Origin of the sequence: Methanosarcina sp. KYL-1 (assembly GCF_024372725.1) — an archaeon.
Classification (GTDB): Archaea; Halobacteriota; Methanosarcinia; order Methanosarcinales; family Methanosarcinaceae; genus Methanosarcina.
Genome location: NZ_VOUA01000038.1, coordinates 1 through 24645, shown reverse-complemented (window position 1 = coordinate 24645; position 24645 = coordinate 1). Strand labels below are relative to the sequence as shown.

Annotated in this window: 25 protein-coding genes; 12 read left to right on the top strand and 13 right to left on the bottom strand. The window is 46.9% G+C overall.

The features are described from left to right. The coding region (locus FTO70_RS16725; RefSeq protein WP_255336911.1) for a nitrous oxide reductase family maturation protein NosD at positions 1–808 on the bottom strand (808 nt) is incomplete at its 3' end. A gap of 791 nt (positions 809–1599) precedes the next feature. Between FTO70_RS16725 and FTO70_RS16720 the strand changes: the two genes are divergently transcribed. After that, positions 1600–2400, top strand: coding sequence for a methyltransferase domain-containing protein (locus tag FTO70_RS16720; RefSeq protein ID WP_255336910.1), 801 nt, complete (start codon positions 1600–1602; stop codon positions 2398–2400). A gap of 144 nt (positions 2401–2544) precedes the next feature. Here the strand turns inward: FTO70_RS16720 and FTO70_RS16715 are convergent, their stop codons facing one another. Beyond that, positions 2545–3636 carry an aldo/keto reductase gene (locus FTO70_RS16715; protein ID WP_255336914.1) on the bottom strand — a complete coding sequence of 364 codons (1092 nt, stop codon included), beginning with the start codon at positions 3634–3636 and terminating at the stop codon, positions 2545–2547. Between the two features lie 321 nt (positions 3637–3957). Between FTO70_RS16715 and FTO70_RS16710 the strand changes: the two genes are divergently transcribed. After that, the gene (locus FTO70_RS16710) at positions 3958–4290 is read left to right on the top strand and encodes a carboxymuconolactone decarboxylase family protein (RefSeq protein WP_255336909.1); all 333 of its coding nucleotides are present in this window, start codon (positions 3958–3960) and stop codon (positions 4288–4290) included. 280 nt (positions 4291–4570) lie between these two features. Here the strand turns inward: FTO70_RS16710 and FTO70_RS18090 are convergent, their stop codons facing one another. Further along, positions 4571–5464 (bottom strand): DMT family transporter, encoded by an 894-nt coding sequence (locus FTO70_RS18090; protein WP_255336913.1) that lies wholly within the window; start codon positions 5462–5464, stop codon positions 4571–4573. A gap of 472 nt (positions 5465–5936) precedes the next feature. On the opposite strand from FTO70_RS18090, the gene FTO70_RS16700 reads away from it, so the two are divergent. The 3 genes from FTO70_RS16700 (at position 5937) to FTO70_RS16690 (ending at position 9152) form a co-directional block, all read left to right on the top strand. Next, entirely contained in the window at positions 5937–7007 is a 1071-nt protein-coding gene (locus FTO70_RS16700; protein ID WP_255336908.1) for a radical SAM protein, read from the top strand. Positions 7008–7125: 118 nt separating this feature from the next. Continuing rightward, entirely contained in the window at positions 7126–8103 is a 978-nt protein-coding gene (locus FTO70_RS16695) for an L-histidine N(alpha)-methyltransferase (protein WP_255336907.1), read from the top strand. A gap of 62 nt (positions 8104–8165) precedes the next feature. Then, the gene (locus FTO70_RS16690; protein ID WP_255336906.1) at positions 8166–9152 is read left to right on the top strand and encodes a dimethylarginine dimethylaminohydrolase family protein; all 987 of its coding nucleotides are present in this window, start codon (positions 8166–8168) and stop codon (positions 9150–9152) included. 58 nt (positions 9153–9210) lie between these two features. Here FTO70_RS16690 and FTO70_RS16685 read toward each other — a convergent pair whose 3' ends face one another. From FTO70_RS16685 to FTO70_RS16665, 5 genes are all read right to left on the bottom strand, one after another. Then, the gene (locus tag FTO70_RS16685; protein ID WP_255336905.1) at positions 9211–10104 is read right to left on the bottom strand and encodes a prenyltransferase; all 894 of its coding nucleotides are present in this window, start codon (positions 10102–10104) and stop codon (positions 9211–9213) included. A gap of 46 nt (positions 10105–10150) precedes the next feature. Further along, positions 10151–10873 (bottom strand): amino acid ABC transporter ATP-binding protein, encoded by a 723-nt coding sequence (locus FTO70_RS16680; protein ID WP_255336904.1) that lies wholly within the window; start codon positions 10871–10873, stop codon positions 10151–10153. Next, entirely contained in the window at positions 10857–11552 is a 696-nt protein-coding gene (locus tag FTO70_RS16675) for an amino acid ABC transporter permease (protein ID WP_255336903.1), read from the bottom strand. The genes FTO70_RS16680 and FTO70_RS16675 overlap by 17 nt, the downstream gene beginning before the upstream one ends. Positions 11553–12053: 501 nt before the next feature. Continuing rightward, a complete protein-coding gene (locus FTO70_RS16670) occupies positions 12054–12857 on the bottom strand; it encodes a basic amino acid ABC transporter substrate-binding protein (RefSeq protein ID WP_255336902.1) in 804 nt (267 codons plus the stop codon). A gap of 518 nt (positions 12858–13375) precedes the next feature. Further along, complete coding sequence (locus tag FTO70_RS16665) at positions 13376–13603, bottom strand: hypothetical protein (protein ID WP_255336901.1); 228 nt, start codon at positions 13601–13603, stop codon at positions 13376–13378. 244 nt (positions 13604–13847) lie between these two features. Here FTO70_RS16665 and FTO70_RS16660 point away from each other — a divergent pair, with 244 nt between their 5' ends. The 6 genes from FTO70_RS16660 to FTO70_RS16635 all read left to right on the top strand — a co-directional run bounded on the left by FTO70_RS16660 (position 13848) and on the right by FTO70_RS16635 (position 18101). After that, complete coding sequence (locus FTO70_RS16660; protein ID WP_255336900.1) at positions 13848–14450, top strand: YigZ family protein; 603 nt, start codon at positions 13848–13850, stop codon at positions 14448–14450. Between the two features lie 178 nt (positions 14451–14628). Continuing rightward, a complete protein-coding gene (locus FTO70_RS16655; RefSeq protein WP_255336899.1) occupies positions 14629–15774 on the top strand; it encodes a DUF5050 domain-containing protein in 1146 nt (381 codons plus the stop codon). 253 nt (positions 15775–16027) lie between these two features. Beyond that, positions 16028–16456 carry a hypothetical protein gene (locus FTO70_RS16650; protein ID WP_255336898.1) on the top strand — a complete coding sequence of 143 codons (429 nt, stop codon included), beginning with the start codon at positions 16028–16030 and terminating at the stop codon, positions 16454–16456. Positions 16457–16491: 35 nt separating this feature from the next. Further along, positions 16492–16770, top strand: coding sequence for a hypothetical protein (locus tag FTO70_RS16645; protein ID WP_255336897.1), 279 nt, complete (start codon positions 16492–16494; stop codon positions 16768–16770). A gap of 17 nt (positions 16771–16787) precedes the next feature. Then, positions 16788–16949, top strand: coding sequence for a hypothetical protein (locus FTO70_RS16640; RefSeq protein ID WP_255336896.1), 162 nt, complete (start codon positions 16788–16790; stop codon positions 16947–16949). A gap of 201 nt (positions 16950–17150) precedes the next feature. Beyond that, the gene (locus tag FTO70_RS16635; RefSeq protein WP_255336895.1) at positions 17151–18101 is read left to right on the top strand and encodes a DMT family transporter; all 951 of its coding nucleotides are present in this window, start codon (positions 17151–17153) and stop codon (positions 18099–18101) included. 63 nt (positions 18102–18164) lie between these two features. On the opposite strand, the gene mtaA is transcribed toward FTO70_RS16635, so the two are convergent. Further along, positions 18165–19190 (bottom strand): methylcobamide:CoM methyltransferase MtaA, encoded by a 1026-nt coding sequence (mtaA, locus tag FTO70_RS16630; protein ID WP_255336894.1) that lies wholly within the window; start codon positions 19188–19190, stop codon positions 18165–18167. A gap of 156 nt (positions 19191–19346) precedes the next feature. Between mtaA and FTO70_RS16625 the strand changes: the two genes are divergently transcribed. After that, positions 19347–19658 carry a hypothetical protein gene (locus tag FTO70_RS16625; protein WP_255336893.1) on the top strand — a complete coding sequence of 104 codons (312 nt, stop codon included), beginning with the start codon at positions 19347–19349 and terminating at the stop codon, positions 19656–19658. 92 nt (positions 19659–19750) lie between these two features. Here the strand turns inward: FTO70_RS16625 and FTO70_RS16620 are convergent, their stop codons facing one another. The 4 genes from FTO70_RS16620 to FTO70_RS16605 all read right to left on the bottom strand — a co-directional run. Further along, entirely contained in the window at positions 19751–21469 is a 1719-nt protein-coding gene (locus tag FTO70_RS16620; protein ID WP_255336892.1) for a histidine kinase N-terminal 7TM domain-containing protein, read from the bottom strand. An 89-nt stretch (positions 21470–21558) separates the two neighbouring features. Further along, complete coding sequence (locus tag FTO70_RS16615; RefSeq protein WP_255336891.1) at positions 21559–23286, bottom strand: histidine kinase N-terminal 7TM domain-containing protein; 1728 nt, start codon at positions 23284–23286, stop codon at positions 21559–21561. 311 nt (positions 23287–23597) lie between these two features. After that, positions 23598–24365, bottom strand: coding sequence for a zinc transporter ZupT (zupT, locus tag FTO70_RS16610; RefSeq protein ID WP_255336890.1), 768 nt, complete (start codon positions 24363–24365; stop codon positions 23598–23600). 166 nt (positions 24366–24531) lie between these two features. Next, positions 24532–24645 (bottom strand): transposase (locus FTO70_RS16605; RefSeq protein WP_255336912.1); only part of this gene is annotated, 114 nt, incomplete at its 5' end.

Here is a 24645-nt window from a genome sequence, read left to right as displayed (position 1 = left end):
CGTTGGAATTGCATTCATAGTCAAGGTAAATTCCGTAACAGTAGTAATCGGAGTTACCGTCATTGGTCAAAGTGTTATCGGAAAACTCATTGGAATCGCAATAATCCTCAAGGTAGATTCCGTAACAATAGTCATCGTCATCGCCGTTGTTGCTCAAAGTGTTGCCGGTAAAATTGTTGGAATAGCAATCATCGTAGAGGTAAATTCCGTAACAATAGTAATCGGAATCACCGTTATTGCTCAAGGTATTGCCGGTAAACTCGTTAAATCCTGATCTGTACAGATAAATTCCGCAATGATAGGAATCGGAATCATCATCGCTACACACCATGTTGTCGATAAACGTATTGTTGGAAGCGTTGTATTCGAGATCGGGGTCATAGCCTTCAGACAAGTCATACCCCGAAGCATCCACATAAAAACCATAGGTTTCGGAACATACAATATTATCCGAAATCGTATTATTACTCGAAGCCACCCAGACCCCTACTTCGTCAGCACCGGTCACATTGAACCCCTCAAACGTACAGTTATCTGCACTTAATTTGATGCAGAAGTTTCCACCTGTTCCGTTTACCACAGGAAGACCAGAACCTGTATCAATACCCTGCAGGACAATCCCGGTTTTGTTCACATCCACATTTTCATAATATGTCCCGCTCTCCACGATGATCGTATCGCCGGGACTGGCGGCGTAGATCGCAGCCTGAATAGATCCGGTCTCGTTAACATAATGTGTCTGGGGGTCATCAGCAGCAAATTCTGATGGAGCTTGTGCTGCAGCGTTACAAATGAAAAGTATTAGCAAAGAGATTGCAATGGAAATTTTTAAAATGTTATGCTTTTTTATGTTTTCCAAGAAGAAACACCTCTTAGTCACAATACCGATTCTGGATGAAAAGTGAAGAAAAGACGGCATATCCTGACAGCCTTTGGCACTTATAAGATAAATCTTGCTTAATTTGGAAACTCAATTTGCATACATCAATATTCAGGTTTATTTCTTCATAAGTAGCTTTTCTGCCCGTAGAATGTCAGTCCAAGATCGTCCACCGTCACCCATAAATTAGCTATTATGATTTTAAAAAAAAGAGACCGGGTAAATATTTAAAGATGACTGGACAAAATCAGATAAAAAATCAAAAAGTGAACAAATATATTAAGAGAGTTAGATTAATACTTACAAATAAAAGATGGACTGTTGATGAAATGAAAAATGATATATAGAAGTAACTTTGTAAATAAAAGAGTTTAAGAAATCAAATAGGTTTATTAAATAAAAGACCCTGAACACATCCAATTTCCTTCGGGTTTTCCCTTTCCTGCTTCATGCCTGTGAGGAGGGTGCGTTTGTAGTCCCCAAAATCGACAGTGAGCTTTACCGGTTTATCTGACTTCGGGACGCCTTCTACAAGCTCGATTATCCCTGTACGGACATCGGTCTTTTCGAAATCATCATAAGAAATAGCCGGCTTTATCGGAACTGATTTTATTTTTTCCGTAATTTCAGGATTTCAAAGAAACTTATTTATGTTTTATTGCTTGTATTTTAAATTAGACTGATAATAAAAAAGCTGCCCGATAGAGAAGTGAAATCTTATGACCGATTACGTCCACGGATATTCCGAAAGGGAATCTTCCCGCCTGGAAGACCAGGCCGGCACACTTGAAGAACTCCTCCACCACGACACAGTTTACCCTGCCGGTGCAAAGGTGCTGGAAGCAGGTTGCGGGGTAGGGGCACAAACTGTAATCCTTGCAAAAAACAGCCCGGAAAGCGAGATAATCTCAATTGACATTTCCGGGGAGTCAATAGGAAAAGCAAAGGACGCCGTGGAAAAAGAAGGCATCGGAAACGTCTCCTTCCGGCAGACTGACATTTACTCTCTCCCCTTCGAAGAAGAAAGCTTTGACCACATTTTTGTCTGCTTTGTACTTGAGCACCTCCGGGAACCGGAAAAGGCCCTTAAAAACCTGAAAAAGGTCCTGAAGCCAGGGGGCACGATCACCGTTGTTGAGGGAGACCACGGCTCCTGTTATTTCCACCCCGAAGGAAAAAACGCCCTTGAAGCCTGGAACTGCCTCATCAAAGTGCAGGCACACATGAAAGGGGATTCCCTTATCGGAAGAAAGCTTTACCCCCTCCTGAGGGAGGCAGGATTCGAAGACGTGATAGTCGAGCCCAGGATGGTCTATGTCGATTCAAGTAAACCGGAACTTGTTGACGGTTTTATCCGAAAGACCATCATCCCCATGGTTGAGGGGGTAAAAGAAGAAGCCCATGAGCTGGGAATGACGGATGAAAAGGCATGGGAAAAGGGCATAGAAGAACTTCATGAAACCGCAGAGATAGGAGGGACTTTCTGCTATACTTTTTTCAAAGGCAGGGGAAAGAAGTAAAGAAGCATTCCTGGAAATTTTAAAGCAGTTGTAATAACCTTTAAAGTCATTCCAATGATCGGAAAGTAGGTTCCAATGACCTTTAAAGTTACTCCAATGACTGAGTAAGGCCGGTAGAACAGAGTAAAAAAGAGTGAAAGGGCATCATTCCCCGAACACTTTCACTACCTCTTTTAACATCTCCCGGATAGGGATTTTCTGGGGGCACTTCTCCTCGCACTGCCCGCATTCCACGCAATTTGAAGCCCTCTTTCCCGGGGGCACGAAGATATTGTAGAGAAGTTTTGCCCTTTTAACGTCATCGAACATCGCCGCGTTGTTCAGGTGCTTGAAGTTCTGGGGGATATTCACGCCTTCGGGGCAGGGCATGCAGTACTGGCAACCGGTGCAGTTAACCCTCATCCGGGATTCATAGATTCCCCTGGCTCTGGAAATCAGAGCTTTTTCAGCCTCAGTAAGGGAATTCGGGCAGCCTTTGTCCGCGGCCCTGATGTTTTCTTCCACCTGCGCCATATCCGACATGCCGCTGAGGACAACGCTGATCTCGGGGTAGTCCCAGAGGTAGCGCAGCCCCCACTCTGCCGGGTTCCGCCTGACCTGGGCAGAATCCCATATTTGCCGTACCTCGGGAGGGACGCTTGAAACCAGGCTCCCTCCCCGGAGGGGCTCCATGATGACAATCCCGAGGCCCCGGGAAGCCACGTACATCAGCCCTTCTTTTCCTGCCTGGTAGTCTTCGTCCATGAAATTGTACTGGATCTGGCAGAAGGCCCAGTGATAGGAATCAATGATTTCTTTGAAAACTTCAGGGTCGTCATGGAAAGAAAAGCCTGCATACCTGATCCTGCCGTCCTGCAGGGCGGAGTCCAGGAAATCAAAAATCCCGTGCTCCGTCACATTTTTCCAGAACTCCCGGTTAAGCCCGTGTACTAGATAAAAATCGATATGATCGGTCCGGAGCCTTTCAAGCTGTTCGTCCAGGTATCGGTCCATGTCTTCCCTGCTCTTAATAAGCCAGCTCGGGAGTTTGGTTGCAAGATAGACCTTTTCGCGGTACCCGTCCTGCAGTACCTTCCCGAGAAAGGGCTCGCTCCTGCCCCTGTGGTAGGGATGTGCCGTGTCAATATAGTTGATACCGCTATCGATAGCGTAGCGGATCATCCCAAAAGCCTTTCCCTCATCGATCCTGGAATCGTCGCCCCCGATTATAGGCAGCCTCATGCAGCCGAAACCCAGGATTGAAACCTTCTATGCCGTCTGTCCGAATTTCCTGTATAGCATATTTTCCCTCTGGCACTATTCGCTCAATTCCTCTGACACTTCCTCTGACACTATTCACTCTGGCACAATGCGGTATAAATTTAGGGTTGTGCAGGTCAGAAAATTCTTCCCCACGTTTCTCAGGTGTCAGATTACAATCGGATTTTGATTATTTGATTTCAAAAGATATTGAAACAAGCCTTAAATAATAAAAATATCATAATAAGTACATCCACTTAACACCGTGAACATTTCAAGTAAATCTGCACAAAAAAGAGCCACAAAGGAGCTAGCCACATGAAAATGCTGGAAGAATTTTTCCCGGAATTTACCCAGAAGCTGGACGAAATAGACCAGCTTTACGCCGAAAAAAGGATGATTGACGAAAAGACCTACCAGTTCATCTGCTTTGCCCTCTCCATCAAGGGCAGGTCAAAGCCCTGCGTCCTGAAACACTTCAAAGGTGCCCTCGAAGCCGGAGCCACGGTCAAGGAACTGTCTTATATCTTTGCCCTGGTCATGCGGGAAGCTGCAGGTGCAGACGACTGCTGGACCCACGATGTTATAGGGGACTGGAGAGAGATTTTGAAAGGAAACGTTTCCTGCGGCTGTGCAGGAGATGAGGACTGAAACATTCCTGAGTTGACAAGTTTCTGAGTTGACCTTACAGTAAAAAAATAACGAGGGTCAAAATTTAAGCAATAAATCTCGCACAAGTCACCTCGCGAAGTTTTTGCGGCCCTCTTTATTTTTTGGACCCATAAAAGACGACTTTTGATTCTTGTTTTCGCCGTCAGCTACTATTTTACTGTTCTGAATTTTACTGTTCTGAATTTTACTGTTCTGAATTTTACAGTTCTGAATTTTACTGTTCTGAATTTTACAGTTCTGAATTTTCCAGTCCTGAATTTTACTGTTCTGAAAAACTTTTTTCCCTGTTCCCGGAATAGCTGAAAAACACAACCCCTGCAATGATCAGGAAGCTCCCTACCAGGTGGTAATACCTGAACTCCTCATGCAGCACAAGGACTCCCGCAGCTACGGCTATGACCGGGCAGAGGTTCATGAAGACGGCCGATTTTGAAGCTTCCAGTTCCCCAAGACTGTAGATGGTTAAAAAGGAAGTTCCCACTGAGGTAAAGAGACTCAGATAAAGAATTCCGAACATGAACTCCGGGTTTTGCAGCAACGAGAGGGAAACCTGCAGGGTCGGATGCTCAAGCCCGAGGGCAAGCAGCAAGAACACGAGGGCTCCGTTTGCCATCATCCCGAAGGTCAGGGTCATGGGATCAAAACTTTTTGAAAGCTTCCGGCCTGTCACGATATAAATGGACGTTGAAAAGACTGAAAGAAGGGTAAATGCAACTCCCGCAGGACTGAAACCATCCGGACCTCCCTTCATCATAAAAAGATAGAAAATACCTGCAACTGAGACAAAAAAGGAGAAAAACTGTTTAAAAGTGAGGGTTTCCCCAAGGATGAACATCCCGAAAATTCCCACAAAAATCGGAATAAGGGCATTTATAACCCCTGCCTCCGAAGAAGAGATATGCAATAAGCCCAGCGCCTGGAAGGAGAAAAAGAGAACAGGCTGAAAGACGGACAAAAAGAGCAGGTCTTTAAGCTGGCCCTGTTTCAGGCCAAAGTTTACATTTATGAGCCTGAATTTGAGCAGTACAGCCATAACTACAAAGGAAAATACGAACCTGAAAGCCAGGGTCGTAAAAGGCGCTGCAAACGCCAGGGACTGTTTGGTAAAGAGAAAAGTGAGGCCGATAAAAACGGCATTAAGGAATGCAGCGATATAAGCTAACGTTTTTTTCTACATGGTGCAGGTTCAGGATGAAAAAGAGGGTATATAAATTTATTCCAGGATAAACGGAGGGTTGCCACTGTCACATGGTTGAGGTTTTTGAGTAAAAACAATGGCTGTAGAGTAAAAAATAATGGCTGGCTCGAAATCCGGAATTTCCAGAGGAAAAAAAAGATACACAGATTCTCCCACAAACTTCAATTTTGCACCTTTACTTACTTCAATTTTTCATCCCCGGATATTCAGGAACAGTTTTTTACAACCCTAAACTTAGTTTCTTACAATTTGATAAGTACGTATTCTCCAAGTACTCAAGGTACAAAACACGTGGTACAAAACACGTTGATACGGACACATAAACTATTTATGGAGTGTTGTCCAATTTTTTAATATGTTGGGGGATGAACATATTAACCCAAATACAGAAAACCTTTTTTCTCCGCCTCCGGTTCTGAGGGGGTACATGTACGGGGCAGGGGAAGCCTATGAAGCCAGGGATTCGAACAGGCTTCTGGCAATTCGCCTTGAAACAAACACCTCATGCAACCTGAGGTGCAGGTACTGCTACGCGAAAAGCGGGGAGGAAATAAAAAAAATAGCAGACTTCGGAGCCCTGAAACGTATCATTTCAGAAGCAAAGGAGCTGGGGATCAAATCCGTGGTTGTGATAGGGGGAGGAGAGCCGACCCTGTATCCGGACTTCAGGGAACTGATAGCTTACATCGACTCCCTGGGGATCATACCCATGCTGTTTTCCAACACTATCCTGATGACGAAGGAACTCACAGAGTTCCTTTACCAACATAACGCCTCCGTAATGGGAAAACTCGATTCCCTCCGGCCTGAAGTTCAGGATTACCTGGCCGGGAGGGAAGGAGTTTCCCGTGAAATCAGACAGGGGCTTGAAAACCTCATTAATGCCGGCTTTTCCGAACCTGCAGAACCTGGAAAGCTCCGACTTGGTGTTTCTTTTGTGAGCAACAGGATGAACCTCGAAGAAATCGAAGATATCTGGCACTTCTGCAGGCAGAACAATATTTTTCCCAACATGGAAATCCTTACGCCCACAGGAAGGGCAAATGACGAACTTGAAGATAAGCTGCTTACAGCTGAAGAAATAAAAAAGTACAAGCTAAAACTGCTTGAAATCGACAGGAAGCACTACGGGTACGACTGGCTGCCCTACACCCCGATTACCGCAAGCGGGTGCCTGCAGCATCTCTACAGCCTTTACATCAATATCGACGGAAATGTGAGGCCCTGTGCACCTACCAAGCTTGATGAGCACCCTGCCCTGAAGGTCGACGGGGAATACCCCTATAACGTGAACAGGATGAGCCTGAAAGAGATTTACGCCTCCGAACTTTTCACGTATGTCCGGAACATCGACAAGGTGCTTGAAGGCAGGTGCGGGAACTGCGAACACCTTGAAGAGTGCATAGGATGCCGCGGGTATGCCTACAGCGTGGGGGTAAACAAAGGCATGGACCCGCTGGAAGCCCTCAAGACGGAGTGCCAGCAATGCTTCAGGTGATGGGTCGGGTAGCAGATCAGGTAATGGATCAGGTAATGGATCAGATAATGGATCAGGTAATAGATCAGATAATGGATCAGGTAACGGATCGAGTAACGGATCAGGGAATGGAGGACTCATGCAAACAATGCAGCAAAACCCGGAAAAGATCGAACTGATCAGCGAAAAGGACCTGAAAGAAAAACTGTATGAAAACCTCAAACAGCACCATCTCCCGGATTATCTGCTCTATGCCGGATCCGAAGGGGCAAAAAACTGGCTTACGCTTAATGGGTCCGAAAATTTTCCGGTAGCCAGGGGACTTAAGGAGCTGCTCCGGGAAAAAGTGGAAGAAATCGGGAGGTTCATCCCTTCATGCATGAACCTTGTGAGCCTTGGAGTGGGAAACGGGGAAAAAGAGAGAATCCTCCTTGAAAAACTCGTTCAGAAAAGTTCTCCTTCCTATTATGCAATAGACATCAGCAGCAAACTCGTGGATTCGGCCCTTGAAACAGTCAGGGACTTACCGGTGAAAAAGACAGGGATCGTGGGTTTCATCGAGGAGCTGGGAGTCCTGAAAAACTACTGGAGACCCCCTGTCCTGTTCTGTATCCTCGGGAATACTTTCTGCAACTACGAACCGGACTTTATCCTGAAACTGGTACGGGAAAACCTGGATTCCGGAGACATCTTCCTCTTTGATGCCCATATACTTCCCGGTGCTGAAGGCAGCGAGGCAGCAAAGGCCGCAAGCAGGTCGGTCCTTGGCACATATGCATCGAGGGAGAATGCCCTCTTTAACATGTACCCGCTGATACATTACGGAATGGCTCTCGAAGATTTCGACTTTGAGCTTTTGCTCTCACATGTGGACTCCAGAATAGGGACCCTTTACAGGACCAGGAAGACCATGAACATCCTGAAAGAGACCAGCCTGGAGCTTGATTCCGGGACCGTGACCTTCAAGGAAGGAGACATCATCGGCATGGGTTTTACCTACAAGTATACGTATGACCAGATAATCGCTTTCCTGAACATCTGCGAGTTTGACGTCCTGAGGACTTTCCTGAGTGAAGACCGGACAAACGTTATAATTCTCGCAAAGAAAAGGACCTGAAAAATAAACAAAAAAATACCTGAAGAAAACCGGAAATAAAAGATACCTGAAAAAAACCGGAAATGGGGGTTTTGAATATGGGCTGCCAGATAGAAAAGCTGGATATGACCGGAAAAACCAGATCAAGTATTGATTATGGCTGTGACGAACTGGGGAGGCTGAAAAGCGCACTTTTGCACACACCCGAAGAATCACTTTCCCTGATCAACGCCTCAAACTACAGGCACTGGCTCTTTGACGAGGTCCCGGATGTCAGGAGATATATTGAGGAACACCGGAAGTACCGGGAACTCCTGGAATCCAACGGGGTCAGGATATACGAACTCTCGGAGCATGTGGACGAACAAAAAGACCTCATCCCGAAGCTCCCTAACCTTACTTTCCTGCACGATATCGCTGTCATCTCCGAAAAAGGAGCCATGCTGTCCCGCATGAGGCCTCCGGCAAGGGAAAACGAAGAAGTGGTTGTAAAGGAGGCCCTGGAAAACCTGGGAGTCCCCATCCTTTCGGAGTTCAACGGGAACGGGGGCTTTTTCGAAGGCTGTCTCCTGCTTTCAAAGGACACGGTCTTTGTTGCGGATACCGAACGGCACACCTACCCGTTTATTCAGGAATTCATAGCGAAGGTTCAGGACAGCTTTGATGAAATTATCTATGCCCGTATCCCCAAAGCCCGCCGCTACATGCACCCGGATACGGTCTTCAACAGGATAAGAAAAGACCTGGCCCTTGCCTACATCCCTGCCTTTGAAGAGACGTATCTCTTCACAAAGGATTCAAGGGAGAGAATCGATTTTGCGGATTTCATAAAGCAGAAAGGCATGGAAATTATCCCGGTCTCGGACTCAGAACAGCGCCGCCTGGCCTGCTCTTTCGTCCCTCTGGAAAGCGGCACGATTTTCCACTATGATGTCGCTCTTGACCCAAAAACCGTAAAAGCCCTGGCCGAAGAAGGTGTGGAAATCATCCCCTTCCATCCAGAAGCCCTGCTTGCGGGAGGAGGGAGCCTCCGCTGCCACACCCTGCGGCTCTGCAGGCGAAAAAATTAACCTGAAAAAATGTGGAGTGAAAACCCTGGAAAAAGCCCGGATAAGGATTTCACTTAATTCAATACACAAAGTCAAGGATAATCGAAACCGCATAAATTAAGAGGGCTCCGTGGAAAGCGGGAAGCACCCTCAACCCGGCTTCGGGACTTTTTTCCTTCAAAAGGTAGAAATTTGCCCCTGTGAGGAGGACAAAGCCCGCAAGAAAACCGTAAAGGGCAACAGTCCCAAGCTCTCTGAGGAAAAAGGACGCCATAAAGAAGTGCAGCAGCGTAAAACCTGCAATCCAGCACAGGGACCCCTTAATGCCGTAGAGCACTGTTACAGATTTCATGCCCCTTGCCCTGTCGTTTGTAATATCTGCAAGGTCGTTTACTGCCAGATGTGCCATTGTCCAGGGATAGAAGAAGAGCATGTAGAGCAGCACAGTCATGTCAGGCTGTCCGTAGCAGAGGTAGCCTGCTGCCGGAAACAGGGTGAAGTCCGTCCTTCCCAGGAGCTGGGCAACCGGGAACCTCTGGTTCCTTTTTTTCACCTGGTAAAAAGCTTCTATGCCGTAAGAGTAGAGCATGATTGCAAAGACGTAGAGGGAATGGGGAAAGGGAAGTGTGAAGATCAGGGCTGAAGTAACCCCTGCAAGAAGGATGAAAATCCCGAACGCCTTTTTTGAGGAGATCTGCCCCGAGGGAATCGGCCTCTTTTTAAAAGGCCTCCAGTAACGGGTAAGTGCATGCTCGACATCCAGCCGGTCCCTGTTCCTGTCCACATAATCATTGAGCACGAACCCGGCTTCAAACCCCAGCAGGCCTATAATGGCTGCCTTGAGGGTCAGGACCCAGGAAAAGCCCCCGTAGTTCCCAAAAGCCAGGAAAAGCCCAGAGCAGAAGATGAGGGGCCAGGCTGGAAGAAAGTGGGCGCGGAAGAGGTCGATGTAGGCTTTAAGTGCTTCTTTCATTGAATGTCCTCAAGAAAGTAAAGAATAAAAATAAAAAAGGGAAAAGTCAGAGTATCTTGCTCAGGAAAGACTTAGTCCTCTCATTCTGGGCATCGAAGAAGATCTCCTGGGGGGTGCCCTTTTCGACTATGATGCCATCGTCCATGAAAAGCACCCGGTCTCCTACTTCCCGTGCAAAGCCCATTTCGTGGGTTACGACAACCATGGTCATGCCTTCTTTTGCAAGGTCTTTCATGACATTTAAGACTTCCCCGACCATCTCGGGGTCAAGGGCTGAAGTGGGCTCGTCAAAGAGCATGACCTTGGGGCGCATGGCAAGGGCTCTTGCGATTGCTACCCTCTGCTGCTGCCCGCCGGAGAGGGAACTGGGGTAGACGTTGGCCTTGTCTTCGAGCCCCACCTTTTTAAGGAGGTCACGGGCACGGTCGTAAGCTTCCTTTTCCGGAAGCCCCCGGACTTTCATAGGAGCCAGGGCTACGTTTTTAAGGGCGGTCATGTGGGGGAAAAGGTTGAAGCGCTGGAAAACCATCCCCACTTCTTCGCGGATCTTGTTTATGTTCACTTTGGGGTCCGTTACCTTCTCCCCGTCGATCCGGATTTCCCCGGACGTGGGGGTCTCAAGGAGGTTTAAGCAGCGGAGGAAAGTGCTTTTCCCGGACCCTGAAGGCCCGATTACGCAGACCACTTCGCTTTCATCAATTTTTTCGGTGATCCCTTTAAGGACGTGCAGGCTCCCGAAACTCTTGTGGAGGTTATTCACTTCTATCACTTACACCAAGCCTCCTCTCAATATGATTAAGAATGCGGGAAATTCCCATGGTCAGTGCCAGATACACGAAGGCGACTGAAATGTATGTAGGGAAAGCCGCAAAGGTCTTTGAGACATAGAGCATCCCGTTTTTGGAAAGCTCGTGTACGCTGATGATTGCAAGCAGGGAAGAGTCCTTCAAAAGTGCGATAAACTCGTTTCCGAGCGGAGGGATGATGAGCCTTATGGCCTGGGGCATGATAACATCCTTCATGGCCTGCCTTTCGGTCATCCCGAGGGAGCGGGCGGCCTCCATCTGGCCCCGGTCCACTGACTTAATGCCTGCACGCACGATTTCTGCGTTGTAGGCCCCGCTGTTGATGCTGCATACGACGATACCTGCGATGATCGGGTCGATCCGGAACACTTCCCCTGTAAGCCCGTTGATCAGGCCAGGAATGCCGTAGTAAAAAAGCAAGATCTGCACGAAAAGAGGGGTCCCCCGGATAAAATCAATATACACCGAACTGGGAATTTTGAAAAAAGACCTCTTGGAGAGCTTTCCGAAAGCTGCAATCGTCCCCAGTATTAGCCCGAAAAATATCGCAAAGGTAGTGACCTCTATGGTAATTACCGCACCCCGCAGCAAACTGGGAAATACGGCAACGGCGTGTTCAATATAGGACGCTAAAAGAGACAAACTTTGACCTCAGATGGTTATGGTGTATAAAATGGGATACTTGCTATAAATAAAGCACCTGTTAAGCATACCTGCCGCGAAAAGGACACATATTTCAGATGCCACCGGAACGAACTATTCATTTCCGGCACAAATCCCTGCAAATGAATTATTTAAACAAAGCCTTCCGGATTAAGAAACTTTTACAGCAATATCCGATACGATTACCTGTTTTATAGAAATATATAATTGGTAAATACTTTTCAATTATATAAAACCAATGTATTTGAAACAAATCGTATATGTCAAAAGATATTGAATAAGAGGATTTCCAAGAACATGGGAAAAAGACTTGAAAACAGAGGATTTAGAGAACATTAAAACGATCTTGAAAATTGAATCAAACAAAAGGACTCAACAAAAAATTGAGCAAGAACCGAACAAGAAGAATCGAACAAAAAATTGAGCAAAAAAGAGGAGAGCAGCACAAAAAGCGCTGTACTCTCGTGATTGCTATTTTGTTTATTCGTCTTCCATGTAGTTGGGAAGGTCGACCAGAAGTTCGTCGTACTTGCCGCTGTCCCTGACGTTCTGCAGGCCGGTGTTGATCTTTTCAAGGAGTTCGGTGTTGCCCTCACGTACGGCAAAACCGTAGGCCTCACTGTTAAGGGGTTCGCCCACGATCTTGATTACACCTGGCTTTGCGGCGATGAAGGCGTTTGTCACGGGAAGGTCGTTGATCATGGCGTCAGCCCCACCAATTTCAATTTCAGAAATTGCTTCATTTACGTGGGGGAAGTCCTTAATATTAGCCACAATTCCGGCTTCCTTGAGTTCTTCTGCTTTAAAGAACCCGGTAGACCCGGTCTGGACAGCCACTGTCTTGCCCTGAAGGTCATCAACACTCTGGATATCTTCATTGCCAACTGCAACGGCAAGGGCCAGGCCTGCGTTGATGTATGGCTCGCTGAAGTCGACCTGTCCTTCACGTTCTTCGGTGATTGTCATTCCTGAAGCGATGATGTCAATGTTTCCTGTCTGGAGGGCAGGGATAAGGCCTGAGAAGTCCTGGTCCTGATAGATAACCTTGAAGCCCTGGTCTTCTGCAATCGCGTTCATGAGGTCAACATCAAAACCGATAACATTACCCTCGGCGTTCACAATTTCAAAGGGAGGGAACTGAGCTTCCGTACCTACATAATAGGTAGGCATTTCCTCTGCGGCAGCTTCTTCTGCGCCCGCTTCACCCTGTTCGGCACAGCCGGCTGCAAAGACGACTGTCGTAATTACGAGGAGCAGCGCTAAGATCTTAAGCAATTTTGTCATAACAGTACCTCTAAAAAATCTCTTCCTTTAATATAACCGGATTAAGTAATAGTTCAAATAATTTATGCGTAAACAGCTAACTGAATAAATACTGCCTTATTGTATAATTAATTTATTATTTCTGATGATTAATAAGGAACAATAAATAATATTTAATTTCTGTTATCAAAATCGGCTCCATCGAACTAACCCAGGATGAAAGACTCAAAATCCGGGGAAATCAGATCCTTCATAAGGAACCAAAAAACAGGTTATATGAAGAGTTCAAATAGACATTCAGAAAAAACTCAGTAAAATATTAAACGGATGTACAAATAGTTGTACAGAAAGAACTTGCGAAGAGTTCAAACCGAAGTACAGAAAAAAAAGATGAAGAATTAAAATTGAAGAGTTTAAATAGATTCACATAAAGGAATCTTTAGAAAGAAAATAGGATTATATAAAAGATCCGATTTATTCAAAAAAAGAAAAGGTTGTAGCCTTTAACAGGCTATTTGAGTATTTATTTAGTGTGCAGGTTATTCTACTACATCTTCGGTTACGTTTTCAGTTACGTTTTCAGTTACGTTTTCAGTTACGTTTTCAGTTACGTTTTCAGTTACGTTTTCAGTTACGTTTTCAGTTACGTTTTCAGTTACGTTTTCAGTTGCATGTCCTTCTTCTGCTCCCTCGTCAGCCGGTTCAGCACAGCCAGCTACAAAGACAACAGTCGCAATTACCAGGAGTATGGATAAAATCTTTAACATTTTCTTCATGATTCAACCTCTAAAATTCTCTTCCCATAAAAAACTCATATAAAAATATGAGACATTTATGCATGAGCAGCCAATATCATTAAAACCTTTCTATTTTAATTCGATGACACCTTACAATTAATATCTAAAAACTGTAAAACATAAGGAAGAGGGGAATAGTAGTACTATCAACAATTACCCCATCCACCGGCTCTAAAAGGAAAAAAGGACTAAAATAAAAGCGAGGCAGAGGAGATTGGCAGCCTTCAAAACGCTAAAAAAACCCGGAAAATCCCGGAAAGAATTCAAAAATTCCATATTTATAGGCTATGCACAGCCTGTGAAAAGCGAAAATGAAGCAAAGGCTTTCATAAAAGAGATTAAAGAGCTGCACTCCGATGCAAACCACAATGTCTCCGCCTACCTGGTAAGGGAAGGAGGTTCTTTTGCCCTCAAATATGACGATGACGGGGAACCTGCAGGAAGTTCGGGGAAACCCGTTTTGAGAGTCCTTGAATTAAAAGAAATCCAGAATGCTGCCGTGGTCGTTACCCGCTATTTCGGGGGGATAAAACTGGGATTCGGGGGGCTTTCCCGGGCTTACAGGGAGACAGCTGCCGCAACTATTGAAGAAGCAGAAGTAATCGAAGTTTTTGAAAAAGTAATGTTAAGGGCCCGTTTTGGTTATCCGGAGATACAGAAAGTAAGAAATCTCATAGCCGAATACGGGAACATTTCTGAAGAAAAATATGCGGACGCAGTCGAATTCACCCTTGAGGTAAGAGAAGGGCTGGAAGAAGAGTTTATCGTAAAACTTGTGAACCTGACCAGAAATAAGGTTGAGCTAAGCCGCCTGTAAGCCCGACCCCAATTAAAGCTGGCGTTCTCAGCCTTACACATTCCGAACTCTCCGAAACGGGTTTCATTCAGGAAATCAATAAAAAGTATGGAAGATAATATTGCTTTAAGATTTCGACCATTTCAGCTATCTTGAAAGTCCAGATCACCAGGAGTTTCTGGAATAAATGAGGTGTTTGATGAAGAAACGCAGCAGTGTCTTTTTTATAGTTATTGTACTTGTGTTTTCAGTCCTTGTAATGGCCGCATCCGTAAGTTCCGCCGCAGGAGAAGCCCTGGAAGGAACTGAACAGGAGATTCGCTCGGATTACGGAAACCAGTTTTCCCCGGCAATTTCAGGGGACTATATCGTCTGGCAGGATGAGCGAGCAGGCAACTTTGACATCTACATGTACAACCTTTCGGCAGGAAGGACGGAAATCCCCATATTTACAGGTTCAAGGGATGAAATAGACCCTGCAATTTCAGGCAGCCGCGTGGTTGTTGCGGATGACAGACACAATAACTTTGATATCTACATGTATGACCTTAGTTCAAAGACAAAAACCCAGATCACCAGAGACACCAAAGACCAGACAGAACCGGCAATCTGGGAAAACAGAATAGTCTGGACAGACCGGAGGAACCAGCATCTGGACATCTACATGTACGACCTTGCAACCGGAAAAGAAACCAGGATAAGCACCGACATCTCCGACCAGTCGAAGCCTGCCATATGGGGGGACATAATCGTCTGGGTGGATACGCGAAACGGAAACGATGACATCTACATGTACGATATCAAAACAGGAGATGAAAAACCGGTTGTAACGGACCCTGCTGATCAATCTAACCCGGTTGTGGAAGGAGACTACATTTTCTGGGAAGACAGGCGCAATGGAAACCTCGATATTTACATGTATGAGATTTCCACGGGAGAGGAAAGCGAAGTTATAAGCAATCCGGCTGCCCAGAAAGACCTGGCAATTTCGGAAGGAAGAATTGTCTGGACCGACTCCAGGAACAAAGGCACAAACATTTACATCTATGACATTGCCACAGGCCAGGAAAAAGCAGTCTCTACCGCCTCGGAATACGAAAGCAAACCTGCAATCTCCGGCAACCGCATAGTCTGGCAGGACAAACGCAGCGGTACAACGGACATCTACCTGTTCACAGCAGAGTTTCCTGAAGGAGCAGCCTCGACAGGAAAAGAAGAAACCTCAGGAAGCGAAGCCGAAGGCGATGAAAAGGAGTCGCCTCTGGGCATCTACCCCGCAGCCGCTGCAATAATGACAGCATACCTCATTTCAGGCAGATGGATGAAGAAAAGAAAAATGAATTGAGTTCATCTCTCAATCGGTTTTATCTGACGGAAATAAAAGACATATGGAAAATACTCAAAAAAAGGTAATGAGGGAAAAAATACGGGCACGTGCAGGATATGCGGCAGTAGCAGCCCGCTGATCTCGACCTGTATGGGATCTGCCGGACTGCATCAGGACAAAACCGGAAGAAGCCCTCCCGCTTGCAGCTAAAGCCCATGCCGCCTCCAGGAAGAGGTTCGGGCTTGTCCCGTCAGTACCGGAGGCAGGAAGCGTGCACTGCAGGTTCTGCGGGAACGAGTGCAGGATTCCGGAAGGTGGGGAAGGATACTGCGGGCTGGTAGGGAATAAAAACGGGAAAATGGCCAGGGAAAAGGAACTGATAGCCAGCTACTATTACGACCCGCACCCCACAAACTGCATCTCGGAATGGGCATGCCCGGCAGGCGGCCTCGGGCACCAGGAATATTCCAGGTGTGAGGGCACGGAATACGGCTATTACAACCTCGCGGTTTTCTGCGTCGGTTACTCCTATGACTGCCTCTTTTGCCAGAACTGGCAGTTCAGGGAAGAAGTCCGCATGAAACCGGGATCGAAAGTAAGTGACAAAGAGTTTCTGGACGCAATAAAGGAAAGCACCAAATGCATCCGCTTTTTTGAGGGAGACCCGAGCCCCCAGCTGGACAAGATCACCCGTATCTGATCACCCGGATCTGCAGGAAAGCCGAAGGTAAAAACATGATCCTCCGCTTCTGCCTGGAAACTAACGGAAACGCAAACCCGAAAATCCTTGAAAACTTTGCAGAGCTGGGCCTGCGCTCGGGAGGAAACATCAAATTTGACCTGAAGTTCCGGGACGAGAACCTGAATAGAGCTATCACGGGCATAGGGAATAAGCCTGTGCATGGGAATTTCAAAAGGAAGGGAAAATATTACGGACAGCGACGGGAGGTGCCCTTCCTGACCGCTGCAACCCTGATGGTTCCGGGCTACACGAGCAGGAGATCAGAGGGATAGCGGAGTTCGTTGCCAGCGTGGACGAAGAGGTCCCCTACTCCCTGCTTGCCTTTTACCCGCACTTCGAGATGAGGGACCTGCCCCGTACCAGGCGGGAAGACGCCCTGAGGTTCAAAAAAGTTGCGGAGGAAGCAGGTTTAAAGAGGGTAAGGATAGGGAATGTCCATCTCCTTGCATGAACCGCAGGTAAGATGCACAGGTACGAACCGGAAATTCAGGGAAGCGAAGTTCCGGAACCGAAAAAAATCCGTTATTGCGGATGGTCCGATTCATTAATGAATAATCCGGCTCATTATAGCACACATAAGCTTATCGTGTTCACCCGGTTCTGCACATATTTCCAATAGATATATAATATACCTGTATAATTATGCGCCATGATGTTTCTGGAGAGCAAAAAGGCGCATCTGGCAGTGATTATAGGCTGCGTGTTTTACAGCATGAACGGGCTTTTCATTACCCGCATCCATGACATGGCCATTTCTCCCATAATCTTCTACAGGCTGCTCTTCGGACTGCTTTTCTTATTTGCATATATAGTTGCCAGAGGGAAAACATCGGACCTCAGGCTGAAGCAAAAGAAAGGAAGCCTCCTTTTGCAGGGAGTGCTGGTGGTCAGCTGCATGCTGCTCTATTTTACCTGCCTGAAGATCACATGCGTTTCCATTGCCATCCTGCTCCAGTATACCGCTCCCATTTACGTGATGCTGGCTTCCCCGGTCATCCTGAACGAAAAAATAGGAAAGGAAAGCATAGCTGCCCTTTTTGTCGCAATCACCGGGGTCTTCCTGATAGTAAAACCGGAAGGGGGGTTTTCGGGCCTTGAGTTTACCGGCACCTACATGCTCGGGATGATTGCAGGGCTGCTCTCGGGAGTGGTCTTTGCAGCCATGATCCTCAACGTAAAAGTCATGAAAAAGGAGTATCCGGAAATCGCGATCATCTTCTGGCCCATGGCAATCGCCTTTTTGCTGCTTAGCCCCTCTGCATTCGACGTTTCCCTTACAGTCCTTAAGGAAAACCTGAAAGTGCTTGCAGCCTTCGGGATAATCTCAATAGGCTTTGGGGAGATTTTTACCATTCTCGGGCTTGCCAACCTTAAAGCCCAGACAGGCAGCCTTCTGGCCCTTGTAGAGCCTGTCAGCGGGGTATTTTTCGACATCGCAGTGCTGGGAATTGCGCTATCTTCCGAAACCCTTGCAGGCTGCATCCTCATTATGGCCTCGGCCGCACTCATAAGCCTTAAAGACTCCAGGAAAATGGGGGAAGGAGAGAAGGAGCCCTTTCTGAAAGAAATTACCCCGGAAGTCCCTCCGGAAAGTTTACTGTGAATAGTATTCGTCTCCAGCCCTGAGAAAGTTTGCTGTGAATAGTATTTCCAGCCCTGAGAAAGTTCACTGTGAACAGTATTCGTCTCTGGCCCGGACAAGAGCCCTGATATTCTCAAGGGGGGTATGGGGAGCAAGCCCGCAGCCGGGAGCCAGGATGTCGATCCCGTCCTCAAGGCAGGCACGGGCTTCAATCATTACGACATCCGGACTTTTTGTCAGGAGGGTATCCGAAGGCGAGACGTTCCCGATAAGGCGGATCCTGTCCCCCACAATCTCCCTTGCGAAACTGACTCCCACCTTTTCTTCTATGCTGATCCCCTCAAATCCGACATCGGCAATGGAGTCAAGGACAGCAGTTGCATCCCCGCACATGTGGAGGATATTCAAACCTTTAACCTTATTACAGTACTTCCTGTACAGCGGAAGAACCGAAGTTTCGAACATATCCGGGGCAATAATATCCGGCCCTGCCTCGGAATCGATAAGTGTAACGGCATCGGCTCCCCTCTCAAAGAGAGCATTTGCATATTCGATGCAGGCTTCTGTAAGAACCCCCAGCAGCTCCTCCACGACTTCGGGGTTTGTCACGAACCACATCAGGTAGTTTTTCATCCCCGCAAGCATAGAAGCAAGCCCTGCAGGGCCCACAAGCCCCGCAACGACAGGCACATCATCTCCAACTTTTTCTTTTATGAGTTCGACCGCGTCCAGCACCACGGACGTCCTCCTGCTTTCAAGAAGACCTTCAGGGATTGTGAGATTCTTAACATCCGTCTTTTTCTTGAAGGGAAAGTCCGCCACATAAGGCTGGATGTCAATGCTCCCTTCAGCTACAGAACAGCCCAGGGTCTCTGCAAGCACGGTGGTGCAGAAGGGAGAGCGCACATTTTCAAACCCTGCTATTTCGTACCCTGCCAGGGCAAGGGCAGCCATCTTCTCGGCATTGTAGTTGGCCTCGGGCCAGTAAGCCCCGGTCATTTCCATAAGTTCGACAATCCCGGTCTGGGTTACGGAACAGACAGGCACCAGGTCTAAGGCTTCTCCTTTAAGCGCTTTTTCGAACCTTTCTTTAAGGGTAAGCTCACTCATGTTTCCACCAGAAATGATGATAAAAAAAGCACCTGCAAAAATTTCTCTTTGCAAACGCGGCTCAGTTTGTTAATATAGTGGAGTCCTGATATAAAAACATATAAATAAAAAAACTTTCACAAGAGTTGTACAGAATTGAATGGGCGGATAAAAGACATGGGAATACAGGAAAAACGGGAGCTTGAAAAGCAGCACTGGGTGATATCCTCATTTGCCTCTGGTGCAGCCCTCGGAAGCTTTTATGGAGCTTTTATTCTTGGCCCTGCAATGGGAAACCTGGCCGAGGGAATGGTCATCGGGCTTTCAATAGGAATAGGGGCAGGAGTCAGTATAGGAGCTGTTCTGGAAGTTAGGACGGAACCGGAAAAACTGCACAGAAAACAAGATAAACTTTTGATAGTTGTAGTGGCTGCAACCGTACTTCTGGTATTTTCAACCGCCCTGATGGCTTTTTCAGGGGCTACTTAATTCCCCAACTTTCCGGCACGAAAGCCTTCGTAGAGAGAAGAAGGTTATGAAGGCGCTTTTAGTTATGCCGGTTAGTTAAAGTGCCGGCTAAGTTAAACCGGCTGTCTGGCTTCTTGCCGTTGTGAAATACTTCCGCGCCAGTTCCCCGGAGGCACGGTAATTTCAAACCTTGCACCCTCTCCTTCTATTCCGGTTTCTTTTATTTCCAGGTCTGTAATGGAAAGGATGCTTTTTATGAGGAAGAGCCCGAGCCCGGTATTCTTTCCCACGGATTTTTCAAAGATTGTGTCCTTCATGTCCATTGATATCCCGGTGCCGTTATCCACTACTTCAATAACCGCTTTTCCTCCCTCCTCACGGAAACTGACAAATATTTCACTTACTTTTTCCCCGTGGGCCAGGGCGTTGTCAAAGAGATTATAAAACACTTTTGTAAGAAGGGGATCGGCAAACACTTCCGGTCCCCCGTCCGGGATTGAGAATTTAATCCCTCTACTCGAAAAAGAAAACGCAGCTTCCTTTGCCACCCCGGAGACAGACTGCCAGACCGGAGCCACAACCCCCAAATCCTGGTAGTCCCTGGTGAAAATAATCTGGTCGTGGATTGTTTCAATCCCTTTTTTGAAATTTTTCAGGTACCTTTCCATCCGCGGCTCAGCTCTAAGGTCTTCGGGCAGCATCTCGCAAAGAAGTTCCGTATACCCGGAAAGCACGTTGACCTGGTTAAGGAGATCATGCCGGGTAATGTTGCTCATCAGGTTAAGTTTCTGGTTAGCCTGTTTCAGGGCTTCTCCATACCTGTAAGCGTCCGTAATGTCATGGAGTACGACCAATGCCCCCCTGACATTTTCCCCACTAGAAATGGAAGAAAAGCCTGTCCTGAAGAAACGCATTCCCATGCCGGAAGTTATTGAGATTTCCCTGGAAAAAGGCCCTTTATCCGTATCTTCCGGAAAGAAATCGATAAGCTCCTCAAAAAGTTCCTCCAGACTTCTTCCGAGAGCTTTGTCCCGGGTTTTGCCGGCCAGCTCAAGTACGACAGGATTGACGTCAATAATCCTTTTCTCCGTATCCGTTACAATGTAGCCGTCTTTCATGGTCTCAATCACGTTATCCCTGGCAATAGGAACAAGGTTAAGGAACTCATTTCTCATATACAGCTGGAAAATGATCAGTCCAGTAATGGTAAACAAAAAAGGAGTAGGGTCAATGAAGGCAAACGGGCCTACGTCTCCCAGGTAAAGCAGGGTCCCGATCAGAGGCAGGAGAACCCCTACCACAATTCCCACCTGGGGAATGGGATATACCCCCGAGTAGGCGAACTTCCTGATAAAAAAGAGAATTCCCAGCAAGGTGCCCGAGAAAAAATAAACGAAAATTATCCAGAAAAGAGGACCGTGATCGTAGATAATAATCGGGAACGCTACGGAGGTATCAAGAGAGTAGCTGCTGTAATAAAGCCAGTGAAAAGAGTTGGTAAAAATTGCCAGTACCGCAAGAGTCGGTAAAATGAAAAAGGCTTTTTCAAACCTGCGGATAAATTTTAATGCGACTCCGCAGTACTCAGCCGCAAATAAGAACCACATGGTAGAAACAAAAGCGTTTCCCGGATATGACAGACAGGTAGAAAAGAACTTGAACTTCGCATCGACGTACCCAAGTTCTCCTGCAAAGAAAATTGACCAATCGGCCATACAGAGCATGGTCAAAATGAAGTACCTTGCAAAACGCACTTTGCGGTAATCAAAGACCAGGTTTGCCTTATATGCCAGGAAAACTGAAACGACCGCCGAAAAAACGAGGCCTCCCATATAAGGTAATGCAGCAGGATGGATATCAAGAATAAAAAAGACCTCCTTTTTTCAATTGCAAGCCCGGGTATTATAAATCAGGATCTGATTTAAAAATCCTGCCCCTGAGAATTATCCATGCTGTCAGAAGAGCCTTTTCTCCAGTTTTCCTGAGGCACAGTAATTTCAAACCTTGCACCCTCTCCTTCTATTCCGGTTTCTTTTATTTCCAGACCCGTAATGGAAAGAATGCCCCTCACAAGGAAAAGCCCGAGACCCGTGTTTTTCCCGACCGATTTCTCGAAAATAAGCTCTTTCATGTCGGCAGGAACTCCCACACCGTTATCCCTGATTTCGATTACGACCTGTTCCCCGGCCCTGCGGGAACTTACCCAAATTTCGCTCACGCGCTCCCCGTGGGTCTTTGCATTATCAAAGAGGTTATAGAAAGCTTTTTTCAGGAGGGGGTCGGCGTATATTTCCAGATCGTTTTCCTCGATGGAAAACTTTATGCCCTGGCCTGAAAAGGCAAATGCAGCCTCACGTGCCGCACTGCTTACGGACTGCCAGGTAGGGGAGACTACGCCGAGTTCCTGGTAGTCCCGTGTGAAGATGATCTGGGAATGGATCGTTTCAATGCCTTTATTGAGGTTTTTCAGGTACTTTCCTATCCGGGGATCTTCTTTGACATCCTGCGGGAGCATCTCGGAGATCAGTTCCGTATACCCGGAAAGCACGTTTACCTGATTCAGGATGTCGTGCCTCGTGATGTTGCTCATGAGGTTGATCTTCTTGTTGGCCTGTTTAAGGGCTTCCTGATACCTGTAGATCTCTGTGATGTCGTGGATCATGACCAGCTTTCCCTCAGCATCATCCCTGGTGGTAAGAGGAGTGACACTGAGGGTAAAGAACCTTGATTCGGAACCGCTCTTCAGGGAAATTTCCCTGCTGAAACCTTCTTCAAGGATATCCTCAGGAAAGACATCCATTTCTGCCCCGAAAAGTTCATTTAAACTTTTCCCGAAGACCTCTTTCCTGGTCTTGCCTGCCAGCCCCAGCGCCGCGGTATTGATATCCACGATAGAATTGGAGAGGTCTGCCACAATATACCCGTCGTTCATGGACTCGATAACGCTTTCCCGGGCAATAGGGATAATGTTCAGGAACTCATGCTGCATGGTCCCCCAGAAAAGGATCAGGCCGGTAATGGTAAAGGAAAAAGGCGTGGGATCAAAGAATTCAAAGGGGCCCACATCCCCGATGTGGAGCAGGTTTCCAAACACCGGGACGCAGGCCGCTGTGAGGGCGATCGCTGCCTGGGCCCGGTAGGGTACGGTCAGATGGACAAACTGCTTAATAAAGAAGTAAATCCCCAGGAGAATTAAAACGAAGGAGTAGACGTAGAAAATCCAGAAAAAAGGCCCGTGTATGAAGACAAGCAGGGGGAAGCCCCCGGAGGCATCCAGGTAATAACCTTCGAAATGAAGCCCGTGCAGGCTGTTTGTGAGCATTGATACAATTGCAAGGAAGGGGAGCACAAAAAGGACTTTTTCATAACTGCGCACGAACTTCCGGGCTACCCCCGTATACTCCGCTGCAAACGCAAACCAGGCTACCGGGGCAAAAGCAATGCCAAGGTACTGGAGGCGGGCAAACAGGTATTTGGACTCAATGTCAAGGCTTCCGACCTCAAAAGCATAATTAACGGACCACAGGGACATGCTAAGCATGATAAGGATGAAATATTTTGCAAAAGGTACCCTGCGGTAATTGAAAGCTTTGTACGCTTTGACAGCAAGTAAGGTGGATATTAGCCCTGAAAAAATTAATGCCACCATATAGGGAAATGCTGCGGGGTGGATTTGCATGCTAATTCGATGACCTTCCTATTTCAATTGAGCTTATTTGAGTATTTTGAAATCGGAGACATGGGAATTAAAAAACACAAAATGTTATAATAAGTTACATAAAGAGTAAGTATATAAGTTTATTTATCAAACGTGTAAAAGTCAAAATTTCCCACATATATATCAATCAAGACATATCGAAACCGAACACGAAAAAAATAAATTAAAAGGTTTTTTTCCGGATTTTTTCATCTATTTCTTCACCTCAGGATTAAAAAATTAGGCTTTAATTTGAGAAATGTTCAGCTCAGGAAATAAAGGCTGAGGGCAACTACCGCCATTCCAAAAAGCAGCCCTGAAAACGCAAGGTGCTCGTCCCCGTACCTGATTGCGATGGGCAGCAGTTCGTCAAAACAGATGAAGACCATGAGTCCTCCGACCGCGGCAAGCACCAGGGAGAGAAATTCAGGATTCAGGAAGCGGAAGAGCAGGAAATACCCGAGCACAGCTCCCAGGGGTTCGGTGAGCCCTGCCAGGAAAGAATAAGCAAAGGCTTTTTTCCGGTCTTTGCTAGCATAATAGATGGGGACCGAAACTGCAACCCCTTCGGGGATGTTGTGGATCGCTATGGCGACAGCAACCGAAACTCCCAGGTACGGCGAACTTAAGGACGCTGCCAGCACCGCCATGCCTTCGGGGAAATTGTGCATGGCAATCCCCGCAGCAGTCAGCAGGCCGTTATTCCGGAGGCGGCTGTCTCCGATTTCAGGGAAGGCGTTTCCGTCAGGCAGGGTATCCAGGTGGACATGCCAGATAATTCGGTCCAGGAGCCCCATCCCGATCATCCCCAGGAAAAAAGCGGCATTTGCCCGAAAAAACCCAACCGCATCCACAGCCTCTACCAGCAGTTCCACAAAAGAGATGTAGATCATCGCCCCTGCCGCAAACCCCAGAAGGATGGAAAGCCTTGTAAACTTAATTTCAGGGACCAGGAGAGCTATAAGGCTGCCCAGGCCGGTGGAAAGCCCGGCAAGGGTAGTGAGGAAAAAAGCAGTAGTGACACTGTCCATAAGTCTCCCCCCAGAAAAGAAATGGCAGTTATATGCATTAAAGGAAGTAGAAAAAGAGATCATTTAGAACGGGAATTACAAACCGGGAAGGAAGAGTATTAACCTGGAAAAAAGAAAAAATAGGAACAAAACAGGATAATACTGAAAGAAATAGTGACTACTCCCGTCACTGAAGTGACGGGCATCTACCAGAATTCTGGAGAGATTGTAATCCCAATCTCAGAATATTCATAGCAGCGTTATGATCTCTATCGAGAACCAGTCCACAGTAAGGACAACT

Excerpts from the sequence above, each read along its gene's own strand:
- FTO70_RS16625 (WP_255336893.1), top strand. The coding sequence starts at position 19,347 with ATGGGAATACAGGAAAAACGGGAGCTTGAAAAGCAGCACTGGGTGATA.
- FTO70_RS16620 (WP_255336892.1), bottom strand. The coding sequence starts at position 21,469 with ATGGGAGGCCTCGTTTTTTCGGCGGTCGTTTCAGTTTTCCTGGCATAT.
- FTO70_RS16700 (WP_255336908.1), top strand. The coding sequence starts at position 5,937 with ATGTACGGGGCAGGGGAAGCCTATGAAGCCAGGGATTCGAACAGGCTT.
- FTO70_RS16710 (WP_255336909.1), top strand. The coding sequence starts at position 3,958 with ATGAAAATGCTGGAAGAATTTTTCCCGGAATTTACCCAGAAGCTGGAC.
- FTO70_RS16720 (WP_255336910.1), top strand. The coding sequence starts at position 1,600 with ATGACCGATTACGTCCACGGATATTCCGAAAGGGAATCTTCCCGCCTG.
- FTO70_RS16645 (WP_255336897.1), top strand. The coding sequence starts at position 16,492 with ATGATCCTCCGCTTCTGCCTGGAAACTAACGGAAACGCAAACCCGAAA.
- FTO70_RS16695 (WP_255336907.1), top strand. The coding sequence starts at position 7,126 with ATGCAAACAATGCAGCAAAACCCGGAAAAGATCGAACTGATCAGCGAA.
- mtaA (WP_255336894.1), bottom strand. The coding sequence starts at position 19,190 with ATGAGTGAGCTTACCCTTAAAGAAAGGTTCGAAAAAGCGCTTAAAGGA.
- zupT (WP_255336890.1), bottom strand. The coding sequence starts at position 24,365 with ATGGACAGTGTCACTACTGCTTTTTTCCTCACTACCCTTGCCGGGCTT.
- FTO70_RS16685 (WP_255336905.1), bottom strand. The coding sequence starts at position 10,104 with ATGAAAGAAGCACTTAAAGCCTACATCGACCTCTTCCGCGCCCACTTT.
- FTO70_RS16670 (WP_255336902.1), bottom strand. The coding sequence starts at position 12,857 with ATGACAAAATTGCTTAAGATCTTAGCGCTGCTCCTCGTAATTACGACA.
- FTO70_RS16655 (WP_255336899.1), top strand. The coding sequence starts at position 14,629 with ATGAAGAAACGCAGCAGTGTCTTTTTTATAGTTATTGTACTTGTGTTT.
- FTO70_RS16690 (WP_255336906.1), top strand. The coding sequence starts at position 8,166 with ATGGGGGTTTTGAATATGGGCTGCCAGATAGAAAAGCTGGATATGACC.
- FTO70_RS16635 (WP_255336895.1), top strand. The coding sequence starts at position 17,151 with ATGTTTCTGGAGAGCAAAAAGGCGCATCTGGCAGTGATTATAGGCTGC.
- FTO70_RS16615 (WP_255336891.1), bottom strand. The coding sequence starts at position 23,286 with ATGGTGGCATTAATTTTTTCAGGGCTAATATCCACCTTACTTGCTGTC.
- FTO70_RS16665 (WP_255336901.1), bottom strand. The coding sequence starts at position 13,603 with ATGTTAAAGATTTTATCCATACTCCTGGTAATTGCGACTGTTGTCTTT.